Origin of the sequence: Streptomyces sp. NPDC014006, from assembly GCF_043088925.1 — a bacterium.
Taxonomy (GTDB): domain Bacteria; phylum Actinomycetota; class Actinomycetes; order Streptomycetales; family Streptomycetaceae; genus Streptomyces.
On the sequence record NZ_JBICAJ010000002.1, the window covers coordinates 819,272 to 834,686 of the forward strand.

General features: G+C 73.8%; 15 protein-coding genes. 8 read left to right on the forward strand and 7 right to left on the reverse strand.

Annotated features, from left to right (window positions below; translation table 11 throughout):
* The first annotated feature begins 78 nt into the window (after positions 1-78).
* Positions 79-1,698 carry an ABC-F family ATP-binding cassette domain-containing protein gene (locus ACF1GV_RS10195; protein ID WP_391679203.1) on the forward strand — a complete coding sequence of 540 codons (1,620 nt, stop codon included), beginning with the start codon at positions 79-81 and terminating at the stop codon, positions 1,696-1,698.
* A 37-nt stretch (positions 1,699-1,735) separates the two neighbouring features.
* On the opposite strand, the gene ACF1GV_RS10200 is transcribed toward ACF1GV_RS10195, so the two are convergent.
* The gene (locus ACF1GV_RS10200) at positions 1,736-2,854 is read right to left on the reverse strand and encodes a Vms1/Ankzf1 family peptidyl-tRNA hydrolase (RefSeq protein ID WP_391679200.1); all 1,119 of its coding nucleotides are present in this window, start codon (positions 2,852-2,854) and stop codon (positions 1,736-1,738) included.
* 56 nt (positions 2,855-2,910) lie between these two features.
* Between ACF1GV_RS10200 and ACF1GV_RS10205 the strand changes: the two genes are divergently transcribed.
* Positions 2,911-3,192, forward strand: coding sequence for a DUF6158 family protein (locus ACF1GV_RS10205; RefSeq protein ID WP_391679197.1), 282 nt, complete (start codon positions 2,911-2,913; stop codon positions 3,190-3,192).
* Positions 3,193-3,224: 32 nt separating this feature from the next.
* On the opposite strand, the gene ACF1GV_RS10210 is transcribed toward ACF1GV_RS10205, so the two are convergent.
* The 3 genes from ACF1GV_RS10210 to ACF1GV_RS10220 are packed head-to-tail and all read right to left on the reverse strand — an operon-like array spanning position 3,225 to position 5,988.
* Entirely contained in the window at positions 3,225-3,776 is a 552-nt protein-coding gene (locus tag ACF1GV_RS10210) for a type 1 glutamine amidotransferase domain-containing protein (RefSeq protein ID WP_391679195.1), read from the reverse strand.
* Positions 3,777-3,778: 2 nt separating this feature from the next.
* On the reverse strand, positions 3,779-4,174 hold the full coding sequence (locus ACF1GV_RS10215; RefSeq protein WP_391679193.1) for a DUF2795 domain-containing protein: 396 nt from the start codon (positions 4,172-4,174) through the stop codon (positions 3,779-3,781).
* 20 nt (positions 4,175-4,194) lie between these two features.
* Positions 4,195-5,988, reverse strand: a complete 1,794-nt coding sequence (locus tag ACF1GV_RS10220) for a thiamine pyrophosphate-requiring protein (protein WP_391679190.1) — start codon at positions 5,986-5,988, stop codon at positions 4,195-4,197.
* Between the two features lie 243 nt (positions 5,989-6,231).
* Here ACF1GV_RS10220 and ACF1GV_RS10225 point away from each other — a divergent pair, with 243 nt between their 5' ends.
* The 4 genes from ACF1GV_RS10225 to ACF1GV_RS10240 all read left to right on the forward strand — a co-directional run bounded on the left by ACF1GV_RS10225 (position 6,232) and on the right by ACF1GV_RS10240 (position 10,542).
* Positions 6,232-7,020, forward strand: coding sequence for a SigB/SigF/SigG family RNA polymerase sigma factor (locus ACF1GV_RS10225; RefSeq protein WP_391679188.1), 789 nt, complete (start codon positions 6,232-6,234; stop codon positions 7,018-7,020).
* 230 nt (positions 7,021-7,250) lie between these two features.
* Positions 7,251-8,030 carry a hypothetical protein gene (locus tag ACF1GV_RS10230; RefSeq protein WP_391679185.1) on the forward strand — a complete coding sequence of 260 codons (780 nt, stop codon included), beginning with the start codon at positions 7,251-7,253 and terminating at the stop codon, positions 8,028-8,030.
* Positions 8,031-8,170: 140 nt separating this feature from the next.
* Positions 8,171-9,418, forward strand: a complete 1,248-nt coding sequence (locus ACF1GV_RS10235; protein WP_391679183.1) for an aminotransferase class I/II-fold pyridoxal phosphate-dependent enzyme — start codon at positions 8,171-8,173, stop codon at positions 9,416-9,418.
* Positions 9,415-10,542, forward strand: coding sequence for an MBL fold metallo-hydrolase (locus ACF1GV_RS10240; RefSeq protein ID WP_391679181.1), 1,128 nt, complete (start codon positions 9,415-9,417; stop codon positions 10,540-10,542). The genes ACF1GV_RS10235 and ACF1GV_RS10240 overlap by 4 nt, the downstream gene beginning before the upstream one ends.
* A 59-nt stretch (positions 10,543-10,601) precedes the next feature.
* Here the strand turns inward: ACF1GV_RS10240 and ACF1GV_RS10245 are convergent, their stop codons facing one another.
* Entirely contained in the window at positions 10,602-11,216 is a 615-nt protein-coding gene (locus ACF1GV_RS10245) for a DedA family protein (RefSeq protein WP_391679179.1), read from the reverse strand.
* On the reverse strand, positions 11,213-11,986 hold the full coding sequence (locus ACF1GV_RS10250; protein ID WP_391679177.1) for an MBL fold metallo-hydrolase: 774 nt from the start codon (positions 11,984-11,986) through the stop codon (positions 11,213-11,215). The genes ACF1GV_RS10245 and ACF1GV_RS10250 overlap by 4 nt, the downstream gene beginning before the upstream one ends.
* Positions 11,987-12,070: 84 nt before the next feature.
* Between ACF1GV_RS10250 and ACF1GV_RS10255 the strand changes: the two genes are divergently transcribed.
* The gene (locus ACF1GV_RS10255; RefSeq protein ID WP_363261903.1) at positions 12,071-12,502 is read left to right on the forward strand and encodes a hypothetical protein; all 432 of its coding nucleotides are present in this window, start codon (positions 12,071-12,073) and stop codon (positions 12,500-12,502) included.
* Between the two features lie 47 nt (positions 12,503-12,549).
* On the opposite strand, the gene ACF1GV_RS10260 is transcribed toward ACF1GV_RS10255, so the two are convergent.
* Complete coding sequence (locus ACF1GV_RS10260) at positions 12,550-13,008, reverse strand: group II truncated hemoglobin (protein WP_391679175.1); 459 nt, start codon at positions 13,006-13,008, stop codon at positions 12,550-12,552.
* 231 nt (positions 13,009-13,239) lie between these two features.
* On the opposite strand from ACF1GV_RS10260, the gene ACF1GV_RS10265 reads away from it, so the two are divergent.
* Positions 13,240-15,324 (forward strand): phage holin family protein, encoded by a 2,085-nt coding sequence (locus ACF1GV_RS10265; RefSeq protein WP_391679173.1) that lies wholly within the window; start codon positions 13,240-13,242, stop codon positions 15,322-15,324.
* Positions 15,325-15,415: the final 91 nt, after the last annotated feature.

Sequence of the window (15,415 nt, forward strand, 5' to 3'; positions counted from 1 at the left end):
CGATCCTCCGTGGCCGCACGGCAGACCCCGCGTTATGAGTTTGCCGTCGCCGCGTGCCGCACCGGAGAATGCCTGCCCATGGGACATCTGGAAGCCGCGCACCTCGAGTACTACCTCCCCGACGGGAGGGCACTGCTCGGTGACGTGTCCTTCCGGGTCGGCGAAGGCGCCGCCGTCGCGCTCGTGGGCCCCAACGGGGCCGGCAAGACCACGCTGCTCAGGCTGATCTCCGGCGAGCTGAAACCGCACGGCGGTTCCGTCACCGTCAGCGGCGGGCTCGGCGTGATGCGCCAGTTCGTCGGGTCCGTACGGGACGACACGACCGTACGCGACCTGCTGGTCTCCGTGGCGCCGCCCCGTATCCGCGAGGCCGCGGCCGCCGTCGACTCCGCCGAGCACGCCCTGCTCACCGTGGACGACGAGGCCGCCCAGCTGCAGTACGCGCAGGCCCTCGCCGACTGGGCGGAGGTGCGGGGCTACGAGGCCGAGACGCTGTGGGACATGTGCACCATGGCCGCGCTCGGCGTGCCGTACGAGAAGGCACAGTGGCGGCAGGTGCGCACGCTGTCCGGCGGTGAGCAGAAGCGGCTGGTGCTGGAGGCGCTGCTGCGCGGCACCGACGAGGTGCTGCTGCTCGACGAGCCGGACAACTACCTCGACGTGCCCGGCAAGCGCTGGCTGGAGGAACGGCTGCGGGAGACCCGCAAGACCGTCCTGTTCGTTTCCCACGACCGTGAGCTCCTCTCCCGCGCCGCCGAGAAGATCGTCTCGGTGGAGCCCGGGCCGGCCGGGGCCGACGCCTGGGTGCACGGCGGCGGCTTCGCCACCTATCACGAGGCCCGCCGGGAACGCTTCGCCCGCTTCGAGGAGCTGCGCCGCCGCTGGGACGAGAAGCACGCCCAGCTGAAGAAGCTGGTGCTGAACCTGCGCCAGGCCGCCAGCGTCAGCCATGAGATGGCCTCCCGCTACGCGGCGGCGCAGACCCGGCTGCGCAAGTTCGAGGAGGCCGGACCGCCGCCCGAGCCGCCGCGCGAGCAGGACATCACCATGCGCCTCAAGGGCGGCCGCACCGGTGTACGCGCTCTCACCTGCGAGGGCCTCGAGCTCACGGGCCTGATGAAACCGTTCGACCTGGAGGTCTTCTACGGCGAGCGGGTCGCCGTCCTCGGCTCCAACGGCTCCGGCAAGTCGCACTTCCTGCGCCTGCTCGCCGGTGAGGACGTGGCGCACACGGGCCGGTGGAAGCTGGGCGCGCGGGTCGTGCCCGGGCACTTCGCGCAGACCCACGCCCACCCGGAGCTGGTGGGCCGCACGCTCCTGGACATCCTGTGGACGGAACACTCCCAGGACCGGGGCGCGGCGATGTCCCGGCTGCGCCGCTACGAGCTGACCCAGCAGGCCGAGCAGACCTTCGACCGCCTCTCCGGCGGCCAGCAGGCCCGCTTCCAGATCCTGCTGCTGGAACTCGCCGGCGCCACCGCCCTGCTCCTGGACGAGCCCACCGACAACCTCGACCTGGATTCCGCGGAAGCCCTCCAGGAGGGCCTGGAGGCGTTCGAGGGCACGGTCCTCGCCGTCACCCACGACCGCTGGTTCGCCCGCTCCTTCGACCGCTACCTGGTCTTCGGCACGGACGGCCACGTCCGCGAGACGGCGGACCCGGTGTGGGACGAACGACGGGTGGAGCGGGCCCGCTAGGGTCTGTCGTCCGGATCACGCCCCCGTCAGTGGTGCCTCAGCTCCAGCGCAGCAGGGCTCCGAGGCCACCCGCCGGGGTGTCGTCGCCGTGCTCCGGCAGGGCCGGGGTGACCGAGATTGCCGGGGCACCCGTCATGACCACCGACCGCAGCAGGGCGTCGTCGGCGCGCGCCGACCACGAGTGCTGCTCACCGAGCGTCTTCAGCTCCGTGCGGCGCACCGCCAGCTGGTCGGGGTCCTCGCCGATCCACACCTCACGGTGCGTGTCCGGGCCGTCCGGCCGGATCAGCAGCTCGTCGATACGGTGCTCGCGGGCCGCCTCCACCAGCGCGGGCACGCCCTCCACGGCGGCCGCGCGGCCCTCGCCGCCCGGGGTGCGGGCGGCCAGGAAACGGTCCAGGTCCTCCTGCGCCCGCCGCCGCACATGCTCGGCGCGCGCCCGCTCCACCTCCTCGTCGAGCAGTCGGCTGCCGCTGCCGTGGTCGGCCTCGACCGCGCACCCGCGCAGCCGCTGCGGCAGCCGCTCGTGCACGGTCCGCCGCTCGCGCGCGTCACCCACCAGGATCAGCAGGTCGGCGCCGGTCTCTTCCTGGCACACCGCGAGCGCGTCGGCGATCTCCGCCGCGTTGTGCTCCCAGGTGTTCTCCACCCGCAGCTGGAAGTGGCGCTCCGACCAGTCGGAGGAGCCGGTCCGGTGCACCGGCCACTGCCGCCCGCTGACCGTGCCGGCCTCCTGGCTGCCCAGGCCCGAGCGCAGCTCGAAGTCCGCGCCCTTGCGGTCGATGTACGCCACCACGCACACCGGGTCCTCCCCGGCGAGTTCCAGCAGCGGTGACACCCGGGGCAGCGGAGCCCACTGCGCGGAGCTGCCCCGCGCCGGCGCCCGGGCCAGCGGCGGATCCAGCACCACCTCACCGTCCCTCGCGAACAGCGCGCGTCCGTGCGGATCACTGGCATGGCGCAACTCGTCCACGGCCTCGCGCACCGCACGGCAGGTCGCCTCGTCCGCTCCTTGCCCGGCCAGCTCCCGCGCCACCGCCTGCGCCGTCAGTTCCCGTTCGTGCGCCGTGTCCTCCGCATGGCGTGAGAGGTCGACGTACACGGAGGCCCAGGGGCCGGAGTGTTCATAGAGTGGGTGCAGAAAGGCGAGATCCATGGCTCCCTCCCGTGATGAGCTCGGGGGTAGTGCTCACGGGCGGGTACCCGGACCGCATGAACGGACACGACCGACCGGACGGGGCCACCATGAGCGGAGTCGACCCAGGGCGACTGGACGACCAGCAGCTGATGAAGGAGCTGGAGAACATCCACCGCACGCGTCACGACACCCTGCTGTACGGCTCGAACGACGCGCTGCGCGCCCACAACGAACGCATGGCGCAACTCGAGGGCGAGTACCTGCGTCGCAACCCGAGCCGTCCTGTCGCGGCCGGCCGTACCCGGGAAGGCGCCCGGGAACGCGGAAGCGGGGAGTCGGCGACTCCCCGCTCCTGACCTGCTGACCGTCCCAGCCCCGCGCGGGCCGCTCAGGCGGCCTGCCGGGACTCCTGCGCGAACACCTCCAGATACGTCTGGCAGAAGGCCTTAAGATCGTCCGGCTTGCGGCTGGTGACCAGCTTGTTGGGTCCGTGGTCGCAGACCTTGACCTGCTCGTCGACCCAGGTGCCGCCCGCATTGCGGATGTCCGTCTCAAGACTCGGCCACGACGTCAGCACCCGCCCGCGTACGACGTCGGCCTCGACCAGCGTCCACGGCGCGTGGCAGATCGCGGCGACCGGGCGGCCCTGCGTGAAGAAGTCCTTGACGAACGCCACCGCCTTGTCGTCCATCCGCAGGAAGTCCGGGTTGGCGACACCGCCGGGCAGCACCAGCCCGCCGAAGGAGTCGGCCGAGGCGTCCTGGACGACCTCGTCGACGGGGAAGGTGTCGGCCTTGTCCAGGTGGTTGAACGCCTGGATCTCGCCGGACTCGGTCGACACCAGCACCGGCTCGTGCCCGGCGTCCTTCGCCGCCTGCCACGGGTCGGTCAGCTCGACCTGCTCGACACCCTCGGGGGCTGCCAGGAAAGCGATACGCATGATCATCCCTTCGTGCGTGTGGACTGCGTGCCGGTGACCGCCTCGGCCAGCTCCTGGACGTTGCCGTAGTGCGCCTTGCGGGGCAGGCGCTCCAGCGCGTCCACGAGCGGGTCCGGCGCGTTGTTGCGGCGCAGCACGCCGATCAGTTCGTGCGGGCCTGCCGGGAACGAGCTGCGGCCCAGGATCCGCGCCAGCTCCAGGCGAACGGTCTCCAGGGAGGAGCCGAGGCCACCGGGCGCCACCGGGCCGCCCCAGACCTGCGGGTCGTCGTCGGCGGCCGGCTCCGGGTCGTGCCACTCCTCGGTCCGGGTCGGGTGGCCGGACCGGAGCAGACCCTGCAGTTCGTGCTTCCTCTCGTTGTCGCGGTGCACGCTCATCCGGTCACTGCCTCGCTGCATGTCACGTTCCTTTCGGAGGCTTACTTCTTGTCCCGGCCCGGCAGGAACTCCTGCACCTTCGCCTTGAAGCCCTGCTTGACCATCGAGCCCCGGTCGGCGTCGCCCTTGAGGATCGACGCGATCGTGGCCTCCATCTGCTCCCAGGTGGCGTGCGGCGGGACCGGCGGCACCGCGGGGTCGGTGAGGAACTCGATCACCGCCGGCCCGTCGGCCTCCAGACCGGCCCGCCAGCCCGCCTCCACGTCCTCCGGCTTCTCCACCCGCACGCCGGTCAGGCCCAGCGAGCGGGCGAACGCCGCGTACTGCACGTCCGGGATCGCCTGCGACTCCACGAAGGACGGCGCACCCTCCATGGCCCGCATCTCCCAGGTCACCTGGTTGAGGTCCTGGTTGTTCCACACGGCCACCACCAGCCGCCGGTCCTGCCAGCGGTCGGCGTACTTCGCCGCGGTGATCATCTCCGCGAGGCCGTTCATCTGCATCGCGCCGTCACCGACCAGCGCGACCACCGGCCGGTCCGGGTGGGCGAACTTCGCGCCGATCGCGTACGGCACCCCGGGGCCCATCGTCGCCAGCGTGCCGGACAGCGAACCGCGCATGGTGCCGCGCATCGTGATGTGCCGGGCGTACCAGTTCGCGGTCGATCCCGAGTCGGAGGTGATGATCGCGTCGTCCGGCAGCAGCGGGTCCAGCGCGGCGGCGACGTACTCCGGATTGATCGGGTCGGCGGAGAGGTTCGCGCGCCGCTCCATCACCTGCTGCCAGTGCTGCACGTTGTCGCACACCGTGTCGAACCACTCCCGCCCGCGGCCCGAGTCGATCATCGGGATCAGCCGGTCCAGCGTCGCCTTCGCGTCACCGACCAGGTTCACCTCGTACGGGTAACGCATGCCCACCATGTGCGGATCGATGTCGATCTGCACCGCCCGGGCCTTGCCGAACTCCGGCAGGAACTGCGAGTACGGGAACGACGAGCCGATCGTCAGCAGCGTGTCGCAGTCCCGCATCAGCTCATAGCTCGGGCGGGTGCCCAGCAGCCCGATCGAGCCGGTGACATACGGCAGCTCGTCACTGAGGACGTCCTTGCCGAGCAGCGCCTTCGCCACGCCCGCGCCGAGCAGCTCCGCGATGTGCTGCACCTCCTCGCGCGCGTGCGCCGCGCCCTGCCCGACCAGGATCGCCACCTTGTCACCGGCGTTGAGCACCTCCGCCGCCCGGCGCAGCGACTCCTCCGAGGGCATCGCCGTCCACGAGCTGCGGTCCAGGCTGGAGGGCACCATCTTGAACGCGTGGCCCGGCGGCGAGTAGTCCAGCTCCTGCACGTCACCCGGGATGATCACGGCCGTCGGGGCGCGCCGCGCGTACGCGGTGCGGATGGCCCGGTCCAGCACGTTCGGCAGCTGCTCGGGCACCGTCACCGTCTCCACGAAGTCCGAGGCGACGTCCTTGTAGAGCGTGTGCAGGTCGACTTCCTGCTGGTAGGAGCCGCCCATCGCGGTACGGTGCGTCTGGCCGACGATCGCCACGACCGGCACATGGTCCAGCTTCGCGTCGTACAGCCCGTTCAGCAGGTGGATCGCGCCGGGTCCCGACGTGGCCGTGCACACCCCCAGCCGGCCGCTGAACTTGGCGTATCCGACCGCCTCGAACGCGGACATCTCCTCGTGCCGGGACTGGATGAAGCGGGGCTTGTCCTCGGCGCGTCCCCAGGCGGCGAGCAGTCCGTTGATGCCGTCACCCGGATAGCCGAACACACAGTCCACGCCCCAGTCGCGCAGCCGCTCGAGGACGTAGTCGGACACCTTGCTGCTCATGAAGGACCTCCAGGTCGCACCGGCATCGGTGGGCGTCAGCACGGGACGAGTCACCCGCAGGCATCCCGGAAAACCTGAGCCCGGGTTTGCCCGCCGACCTTCAGGGCAGGCGCAGGACCAGTGCTTCGGAACGGAGGCACGTCCGTGGGAACGGCTGCACGTGGCCCCGGCGTACCCGGTCCGGGCCTGCGCCATTCCCTCGGTGACCGTCCACCCAGAGCACCCAGGGGAGAGCGACGCACCATGCGAACCCGAACCGGCACACACCCGCACGACGACGCCCCCGACACCGCCGACGCCTTCCGCAGGCTCGCCGCGCTCGAGCCGGGGCCCGAACGCGACGCCCTGCGCGCGGAGATCACCGAGGTCTGGCTGCCGATGGCCGAACGCCTCGCCGGACGCTTCCGCAACCGCGGCGAGTCCTACGACGACCTGCGCCAGGTCGCCGCCCTCGGCCTGGTCAAGGCCGTCGACCGCTACGACCCCGAGCTCGGCAACGCCTTCGAGAGCTACGCCGTGCCCACCATCACCGGCGAGATCAAGCGGCACTTCCGCGACCACATGTGGACCCTGCACGTGCCGCGCCGCGTCCAGGACCTGCGCAACCGGGTACGCGCCGCCGTCCAGGAGCTGTCCCAGACCGTCTCCGGCGAGCGGCCCACCGTCGAGCAGATCGCCGAACGCGCGCAGCTGAGCGAGGAGGACGTCAAGGCCGGTCTGGAGGCGCTGGAGAGCTTCACCGCGCTGTCCCTGGACGCCGAGATGACGGGCACCGAAGGCGGCTACGCGCTGACCGACACACTCGGCTCACCCGACGCGGCGCTGGACACGGTCGTGGACCGCGAGGCGGTACGGCCGCGGCTGGCGGCGCTGCCGGAGCGGGAGCGGGCGATCCTGTACATGCGGTTCTTCGGGGACATGACGCAGAGCCGGATCGCGGAGGAGCTGGGGATCTCGCAGATGCATGTGTCCCGGCTGATCAGCCGGTGCTGTGGGCGGATGCGGTCGGAGATCCTGGCGGATGCGGAGTAGCGCCGTGCGGGTCTCTCTTCGATGCCGGGCGCGGGGGTTCGGTGGCTGGTCGCGCAGTTCCCCGCGTCCCTGCCCGTACCGGCTTCGACGTCGGCTGAATCACTCCGTCGGCTCTCAGCCGTCCCCCTAACGGCGTCCGGCCGCGCGCGGCCTCGTCCTTCGGCGGCTGTCATGGCTGTACGGCACGACACCCCCGTGCCCGCAGTCGTACGGCCGAAGGAGTTCTCCCCATGCGCCGCACCGCCCGTGCCCTGTCCGTCGCCGCGCTGGTCGTGCTGGCCGGTGCCGCGCCGGCCGCGGCCGCGGATGACCCGGCCGACCCCCTGGACACGGCCGTGGAGGCCGGCCCGGGCGACCCGGCCACGCCGGCCGCGCAGATCAGCCCCGCCTCGGTGGAGCCGGGCGGCACCGTCACCGTGTCCGTGACCTGCGACCCGACGGGCGGGCCCGCGCCCGAGAGCATCGACGCCAGCTCCGAGGCGGCCTTCGCGGACGGCACCGTGAAGCTGCAGAAGGTGCCCGGCGGCGACGACGAACTGTCCGGGCCCTCCTACAAGGGCACCGCGAAGATCGTCCCCGCCGAGGACCTCGAGGGCCTGGCCGACGGCGGAGCCGACGCCGGCTGGGCCGTGGACGGCACCTGCCCGGCACCGCCGGGCGGCAAGGGCCGGCCCTGGCGCACCACGTTCGACCTCGCCCACGCCTCCCACGGCGCCACCGCCGCCCCGGCCTGCCCCGAGCCCCACCTCACACCCTGCGGGGACAAGGGAGACAAGGAAGGCAAGGGGGACGAGGGTGTGAAGCCGACACCGCCCGCGCAGGAACCCGGCCGGCAGCAGCCCACCGCCCAGCCCCCGCGGCCCCCGGCGATCGAGCACGGCGTGCACGCGGGCGAGGGCGGCAGCTTCACCACCTCGGCGCCCGCCCTGGTGGCCGGCGGGCTGCTCATCCTGGGCGCGGCCGGGGCCGCCGCGCACCGGCTGCGGCAGCGCGAGCGGGACCGCCGCTGAGCGAGCGGGGGATGTGACCGGCGCAACCCGCGCCCCGAGCCATGGGGGGCGCACGACGTGGGTACTTGGAGGCCGGAGCGGCGAGGCGGTGACGCGGCACCGGCCCACCCCACGGCACGAGCGACTGCGCGGAGGCACGCATGCGGCGGACCGACCCCGAAGGGCACGGCCCCGTCCGCTACGGCCCCCCACTGCCCGGCACCGGGCTGCCGGTGCTCCCCGAACTGACCGCCCGGATCTGCGCCGCCGCCGACCGGGCCGACGCCGAACCCGTGGGCGGCTCACCCGCCGTCACCGAGGCGGCCTGCGGCTACTGGGAGCGGCGGGGCCTTGCCACCGAACCCGGCCGTGTCGCCGCGGCGTCCGGCGCGCCCGCGCTGCTGCTGGCGCTGACCGCGGCCCTCGGCGGGGACGTCCTGGTGCCCCGGCCCTGCGCGGCCTGGTGGGCGCCGTACGCGCGCGTGCTGGGCAGACCCCTCTTCCACGTGCCCACACCCGCGGAGTCCGGCGGTGTGCCCGACCCCTACGCGCTGTTGGAGACCGTCCGCCGGGTCCGCGCCGAGGGCGGCGACCCGCGGCTGCTGGTCCTGTCGCTCGCCGACGATCCGACCGGCACGGTCGTCCCGCCGGAGCTGCTGCACGAGACAGTGGAGGCGGCCGCCGGAGAGGGACTGCACCTGGTCAGCGACGAGACCTGGCGCGACACCCTGCACGCCCGGCACGACACCGTGCTGCTCAGCCCCGCCGAGATGCTGCCCGGTCGGGTCACCGTCGTCACCGACCTGGCCGGTGCGCTGCTGCCGGCCGGCTGGCCCGCCGCGATCGCCCGGTTCCCGGCGGACGGCCGCGGCGGCGAACTGCACGCGCGCGTACGGGACATCCTCACCGCACTCGACGCCCGTATCGCCGCGCCCGTCGCCGCCGCCGCCGCGTACGCGCTGACCGAACCCCAGCCGGTCGCGGACCGGGTCGCGGCCACCGTCGCGCTGCACGCGCGGGTGGCCGCCGCCGTGCATCACGCCGTCGTCACCGCGGGCGCCCTCGCCAGGCCGCCGCAGGCGGGCCGCCACCTGTACGCCGACCTGGGCCCGCTGCGTGCGGCGCTCGCCGCGCACGGGGTGGGCGACGCGCAGGACTTGGAGGAATACCTCTCCGCCCGGCTCGGCATGCCCGCCCCGGGCGGCCACCGCTTCGGAGACGACCTCGCCGCGCTGCGCGTGCGGCTGACCACGGGTCCGCTGCTGGGCGGCACGGACGCCGAGCGCGCGGAATGCCTCACGTCCCCCGCGCCGTTGGAACTGCCACACGTGCACCGCGCGTTGAGCACGGTGCGGTCCGTCTTCGACGACCTCCGCGACGACGCCCAGCGATGGGAGCCTCCTCGATGACGCAGCAGTCCGAGTCGCCCGCCACCGGCGCGGTCACGAGCACGACGCCGTCCCCGTCCCCGGCCCCCGTCACCGGCACGACCCCGTCTCCGTCCCCCGACGCCCCGGCACCCCCGGCCGCCGCCCCGCCCTCCTTCGCGCCCCCGCTCCCGCCCCTCGCCGAACCCCGCCCGCTGGGGGAGCGGCGGGTGTGGCCGCGGACCTTCCACGACCGGCTCACCGCACCGCTGCCCGGCCTCAAGGCGATCGCCCGCTTCGCCCGCGAGGGCGCGGTGCGCCCCGGCAAGGAGGGCCTCGCCGACATCCCCCGCCTGCCCTACGCTCCCGCTCCGCTGCCCCGCGTCGACGCCCGCACCCTCGCCGTCACCTGGGCGGGACACGCCAGCTGGATCGTCCAGGTCGGGGGACTGACCGTGCTCACCGACCCGGTCTGGTCGCGCCGCATCCTCGGCACCCCGGCCCGCATCACGCCCGTCGGCGTGCCGTGGGAGGAGCTGCCGCGCGTCGACGCCGTCGTCGTCAGCCACAACCATTACGACCATCTCGACGCCCCCACGCTGCGCCGACTGCCGCGCGACACCCCCGTGTTCGCGCCCGCCGGACTGGGACGCTGGTTCGACAGGCGCCGGTTCACCCGCGTCACCGAACTGGACTGGTGGGAGAGCGCCGAACTGTCCGGGGTCCGCTTCGACTTCGTCCCGGCCCACCACTGGTCCAAGCGCACCCTCACCGACACCTGCCGCAGCCTGTGGGGCGGCTGGGTACTCACCGCGCCCGACGGCCGGCGGCTGTACTTCGCCGGCGACACCGGATACGGCCACTGGTTCAGCCGTATCGGCCGCCACTACCCCGGCATCGACCTCGCCCTGCTCCCGATCGGCGCCTACGACCCGCGCTGGTGGCTCAGCGACGTCCACTGCGACCCGGAGGAGGCCGTGCAGGCCGCCCGGGACCTCGGCGCGCGCAGAATGGCCCCGATGCACTGGGGGACGTTCATCCTCTCCGCGGAACCCGTCCTGGAACCGCTGACGCGGGTGCGGGAGGCGTGGGAGAGGGCCGGGCTGGACCGCGACGACCTGTGGGACCTGGCGGTGGGGGCGTCCCGGGTGCTGGAGCGCCCCTGAAGGGGCGGGGATCCGCGCGACCGGTCCCGGCGGCCCGCGCCCGCCGTACGACGGTGGGCCTACCGCTGCACGCGCCTCCACACACCGGGCAGGGCACCGGCGAGCAGGGTCAGGCCGATCGCCGCCACGACGCCCTCCCACGGCTCGGGGAAGAGCGAGCCGCCGAGGATGCCGATCAGCTGATAGGTCAACGCCCACGCGAGACAGGCCGGCAGGTTGCCCCGCGCGAACCTCCGCAGGGGCCACTTCGCCAGCAGGCACGCCAGCATCACCGGGATACGGCCCGCCGGCACCAGCCGGGACAGCACCAGCACCGCCACCCCGTGCTCCGCCAGCTTGTCCTGGGCCTGCGTCAGCCGCTCCTGCGGCGCCCGCGCGCGGATCGCCTCCAGCCAGCGCGAGCCGCTGTGCGAGCGCATCCCGCGCCGGCCCAGCCAGTACAGCGCCGCGTCCCCGCAGAACGCGGCCAGCGACGCCGTGACGAAGACCAGCGCCAGCGAGAACGGCGCCGTCTGGTGGAAGGCCACCACCGCCGCCGAACTCACCAGCGCGCCCGTCGGCACCACCGGCACCAGCGCCCCGATCAACACCAGCAGGAACAGCGACGGATAGCCGAGCGCCTGCTGGGTGGACTCCGTCGGCACCGCCGTCACCGCCGCGGCCAGCCCGCTCACGGGGCGACCGCCGGCCGCACGCTCTCGCCGTGCGCCAACCGGTGCACGGCCACGTCCGGGGCCCAGTGGGCCGCGAGCCGCACGAACTCCTCGCCGGGCGCGTGGAACTCGTGCGGGCGCACCGCGTCCAGCCCGATCGGCCAGTACGTGCCGTAGTGCACCGGTATCGCGCAGCGCGGCGCCAGCCGGGCCAGTGCCTGCGCCGCCCGCCCCGCGTCCAGATGGCCCTCCCCGAGGTACGGCCCCCAGCCGCCCACCGGCAGCAGCGCCACCTCGATCGGGCCGACCTCCTTCGCCATCGACTCGAACAGCCCGGTGTCCCCGGCGAAGTACGTGCGGGCCTCGCCCTCGACGACGTATCCGAGGGCGGGGGAGCGGTGCGGGCCGAACGGCAGCCGGCGGCCGTCGTGCTCGGCCGGCACCGCGCGGATCACCAGATCGCCGGCCCGGGTCTCGTCGCCGGGAGCCATCTCGCGCAGACGCAGATGCGTCAGACGCCGTAGTCCCGGTACGGCACGCGGCGCACCCCGGGGCACCAGCAGGCGCGTGCCCGGCGCAAGCCGCTCCAGGGAGGGCACGTGGAGGTGGTCGGCGTGCAGGTGGGAGACCAGTGCGACGTCTGCGCGCCAGGCGTCCGGCGGCGGCAGCGCCCCGCGCCTGCGCCGCAGATGCGCCAGCCGGCGGGTGAACAGGGGATCGGTGAGCACACGGGTGTCCGAGTCCTCCACCGTGCAGGTGGCGTGACCCCACCAGGTGATCTCCACCGGCACCTCAATGCCTCCTTCGAGCGACTCCCCCGAAGCCTACGGGCAGGAGTAGGGTCGGCGGCGAAACGCGGAGGTGAGGGGGACGCCATGGGAGAGGTGCGGGGTGCCTTCGGCCGGCCGGCCCAGGTCCGCGTCACGGCGATCGCCGGTCTGACGCCGCTGGAGGAGCTGGACAGCGACCCCTTTCTGGTGGACTCGCGCAGCCAGTTCGCGATGTGCGCCCGCTGGGCCGCCGAGCGCGGCTACGTCGTCGCGCGTGAACTGCTCGTCCGGGGGCTGCGGGCCGACCACCGCGTGCTGTGGGACGGGGTGCGGGCCGGGCGGGACGTGTTCGTCGCCCCGAGCAGGCGGGTGCTGGAGTCCGCGCTGTCCTCCGTGGAGGAGTTCACCGCGGAGTGCGCGCGGCGGGGGGTGCGGGTGGAGACGGTCGGCTGCGCCGAGCCCGCGTACGACGCGCAGATGAAGGCGCGGGTGCATCGGCGCCTGTCGATGCCGACAGCCGGGTACGACGGTCGCTGACGGCTCGGCCGGCCGGGGTCACCGTCCCGGGGGCGGTGGCGGCGGGGTCAGGCCAGACCGTCCCAGCCCCAGCGCGGGGTGGGGCCCGGGGCCCCCAGGTCCGTGTCCGGGGCCGAGGCCGAGACGTCCTTGGCGATCCGCGTGCCCCAGTCGAAGTACTCCATCACCCTGCGGCGCAGCAGGGCGTCGTCCGGCAGTTCCTTCTCCACGGCCGCCGTCATCAGCTCCATCCAGCGGAGCCGCTGCTCCTCGGTGATGCCGAGCCCGAGATGGGCGCGGAGCAGGGCCTGGTGTCCGCCGTGCTCCGCCGTGAACAGGGCCGGTCCCGAGAAGACCTCCGCCAGCCACACGGCCACGTGTTGCACGTGGGTGGCGGTGAAGCCGGCGAAGACGGGTGCGAGGAGGGGGTCGGCCAGGACCCCCTCGTAGAACGTCTCGGAGAGCCGGCGCAGCGCGTCGGCGCCACCCACGGCGTCGTACAGGGTGTTCGTGTGCTCGGCGCTCATGGAAGGCCTCCGGGACGCGGGATGTGTTCCCCCAGCTTTCACACAACACGGCCCGCAACCAAGGATGTTCGCTCTCGGCAGGGTTGGTTGCCGCAGGCGTCCACCTGCCGGCGCCCACCACACCCCCACCCGGACAAACCGGTATGACAGGGTGTACGGGATGGACCCGCGCCGGGTGCGGGTCGGGGAAGAGAGGCGTGGGGCTTGTCGGGCGGTGGGCGTTGGGCCGCAGTGGCCGGACAGGTGGGGCGCAGCGTCGTCGTGTGGGCCGCGTCCACCGTGACCATGCTCGCGCTCGCCGGGCTGCTGCCCGACTTCCAGTTGCAGTCCGCCGACGGTGACAGCGCGACCCGTATCGCCGTGACCGCCGCGCTCGGTGCCGGGGCGTTCGGTCTGCTGTCGGCTCTGGTGTGGCCGCTGCTCGTGCGGCTGCTGCTGCTCGTGCCGGCCCTGCTGCTCGGGCTGCTGGTGTTCTTCCTCAACGGGTCGCTGCTGTGGCTCGCCCTGCGGATCAACCCCTCCGGCGACAGCGCCGCCGCTCCCGAGACCGCCGTCATCGTCGCCGCCGTGATGTCCGCCGTGGCCTCCGCGACCGGCGCCGCCCTCGCGGTGCGCGACGACGACGCCTACCGGCGCCGGCTGCTCCGGCTCGCCACGCGTCGGCGCCGGCACGGGCCGCCCTGCCCGGCCGGGCCCGGCACCGTCTTCCTCCAGCTGGACGGCGTCGGCCACGACGTGCTCCGGGGCGCCGTCGCCAAGGGGCTGATGCCGACCGTCGCCCGCTGGCTCGGAGAGCCCACCCACCGGCTCACTCCCTGGCGCACCGACTGGTCCAGCCAGACCGGCGCCAGCCAGCTCGGCATCCTGCACGGCTCCAACCACGACGTGCCCGCCTTCCGCTGGTACGAGAAGGACACGGGGGAGGTCATGGTGTGCAACCGGCCCTCCTCCGCCGCCGAGCTCCAGCGCCGCGCCGTCGCCCGCACCCACGACGGGGGGCTGCTCACCGCGGACGGCGCCAGCCGCGGCAACCTCTTCAGCGGCGGGGCCGACGAGAACGCCCTGGTGCTGTCCGTCTCCGCCCGCATCGGCCGCGCCAACCGCTCCCGCGCCGGGTACTTCGCCTATTTCTCCGACCCCGCCAACGCCGTCCGCACCGCCCTCTCCTTCGTCGCCGAGGCCGGCCGGGAGATCGGTCAGTCCGTGCGGGCCCGGCTGCGCAAGCAGCGGCCGCGGGTGAGCCGCGGCGGCCTCTACCCCTTCGTGCGCGCCTTCGCCACCGTCGTCGAACGCGACGTCGTCGTCGCCGCCGTCATGGGCGACCTGCTCGCAGGCCGCACCACCGTCTACGCCGACCTCGTCGCCTACGACGAGGTCGCCCACCACTCCGGCCCGGCGAGCCGGGATGCCGAGAAGGTGCTGCAGCGGCTCGACCGGTCGCTGGCGCTGATCGAGAAGGCCGCCGAGCACGCCCCTCGGCCGTACCGGATCGTCGTGCTGTCCGATCACGGGCAGAGTCCGGGGGAGACCTTCCGCTCCCGGTACGGGCTCACCCTCGGTGACCTGGTGCGGGCCGGGTGCGGGCTGCCCGTGCCGCGCCGCGCCCGGCGGACACGCAGTGGGGCCGAGGCCCGCAACGCCGTGCGCGCCGCGCTGCGCCGGCCCGTGGAGGAGGGCGGTGAGCAGCACCGGCCCTCCGGGCGGCGTTCCGAGCCCATCGTGCTCGCCTCCGGCAACCTCGGCCTGGTCTCCTTCCCGGACGTCCCCCACCGTATGACCCGCGAGGAGATCGACGCCCGCCACCCCGCGCTGCTGGCCACCCTCGCCAACCATCCCGGCGTCGGGTTCCTGCTCGTGCGCAGTGCGGAGCATGGTGGGGTGGTGCTCGGTGCGCGGGGGGCCGAGATACCCGTCGGGGAGCTGACGGACGGCCGCGGGCCGCTCGCCGCCTTCGGGCCCGGCGCCGCCGACGCGGTGCGCCGCACCCAGTCCTTCCCCCACGCCGCCGACATCATGGTCAACTCCTTCCACGACCCCGCCGACGGCGAGGTGCTCGCCTTCGAGGAGCAGATCGGCTCCCACGGCGGCCTCGGCGGCGCCCAGAACCGGCCCTTCCTGCTCTCGCCCCTGGTGCTGTCCGCGCCCGTGGCCGACGGGGCGGATCTCGTCGGCGCCGAACACGTCCACCGGGTGCTGCGGCGCTGGCTGCGCGAGGCGCACGGCCCCCAGGTGCCGGTGGACGATTCCCGGTACGAAGCCCTCGAGGGCGCACCTTTTACGGCGCCCGACCCGGCCGTACAGGACAAAAGCGCGTGATTTGGAGCGCCTCCAACCCGTGACCGACCATGGGCGGTCGTCCGGCGACCCCGGGCACCCGCCCCGCGGCTCAGCGGGGAGCCCGGCGATC

What these genes read in the sequence shown, in the direction of transcription:
- ACF1GV_RS10195 (WP_391679203.1), top strand. Translation starts at nt 79, where the DNA reads ATGGGACATCTGGAAGCCGCGCACCTCGAGTACTACCTCCCCGACGGG.
- ACF1GV_RS10200 (WP_391679200.1), bottom strand. Translation starts at nt 2,854, where the DNA reads ATGGATCTCGCCTTTCTGCACCCACTCTATGAACACTCCGGCCCCTGG.
- ACF1GV_RS10205 (WP_391679197.1), top strand. Translation starts at nt 2,911, where the DNA reads ATGAACGGACACGACCGACCGGACGGGGCCACCATGAGCGGAGTCGAC.
- ACF1GV_RS10210 (WP_391679195.1), bottom strand. Translation starts at nt 3,776, where the DNA reads ATGCGTATCGCTTTCCTGGCAGCCCCCGAGGGTGTCGAGCAGGTCGAG.
- ACF1GV_RS10215 (WP_391679193.1), bottom strand. Translation starts at nt 4,174, where the DNA reads ATGCAGCGAGGCAGTGACCGGATGAGCGTGCACCGCGACAACGAGAGG.
- ACF1GV_RS10220 (WP_391679190.1), bottom strand. Translation starts at nt 5,988, where the DNA reads ATGAGCAGCAAGGTGTCCGACTACGTCCTCGAGCGGCTGCGCGACTGG.
- ACF1GV_RS10225 (WP_391679188.1), top strand. Translation starts at nt 6,232, where the DNA reads ATGCGAACCCGAACCGGCACACACCCGCACGACGACGCCCCCGACACC.
- ACF1GV_RS10230 (WP_391679185.1), top strand. Translation starts at nt 7,251, where the DNA reads ATGCGCCGCACCGCCCGTGCCCTGTCCGTCGCCGCGCTGGTCGTGCTG.
- ACF1GV_RS10235 (WP_391679183.1), top strand. Translation starts at nt 8,171, where the DNA reads ATGCGGCGGACCGACCCCGAAGGGCACGGCCCCGTCCGCTACGGCCCC.
- ACF1GV_RS10240 (WP_391679181.1), top strand. Translation starts at nt 9,415, where the DNA reads ATGACGCAGCAGTCCGAGTCGCCCGCCACCGGCGCGGTCACGAGCACG.
- ACF1GV_RS10255 (WP_363261903.1), top strand. Translation starts at nt 12,071, where the DNA reads ATGGGAGAGGTGCGGGGTGCCTTCGGCCGGCCGGCCCAGGTCCGCGTC.
- ACF1GV_RS10260 (WP_391679175.1), bottom strand. Translation starts at nt 13,008, where the DNA reads ATGAGCGCCGAGCACACGAACACCCTGTACGACGCCGTGGGTGGCGCC.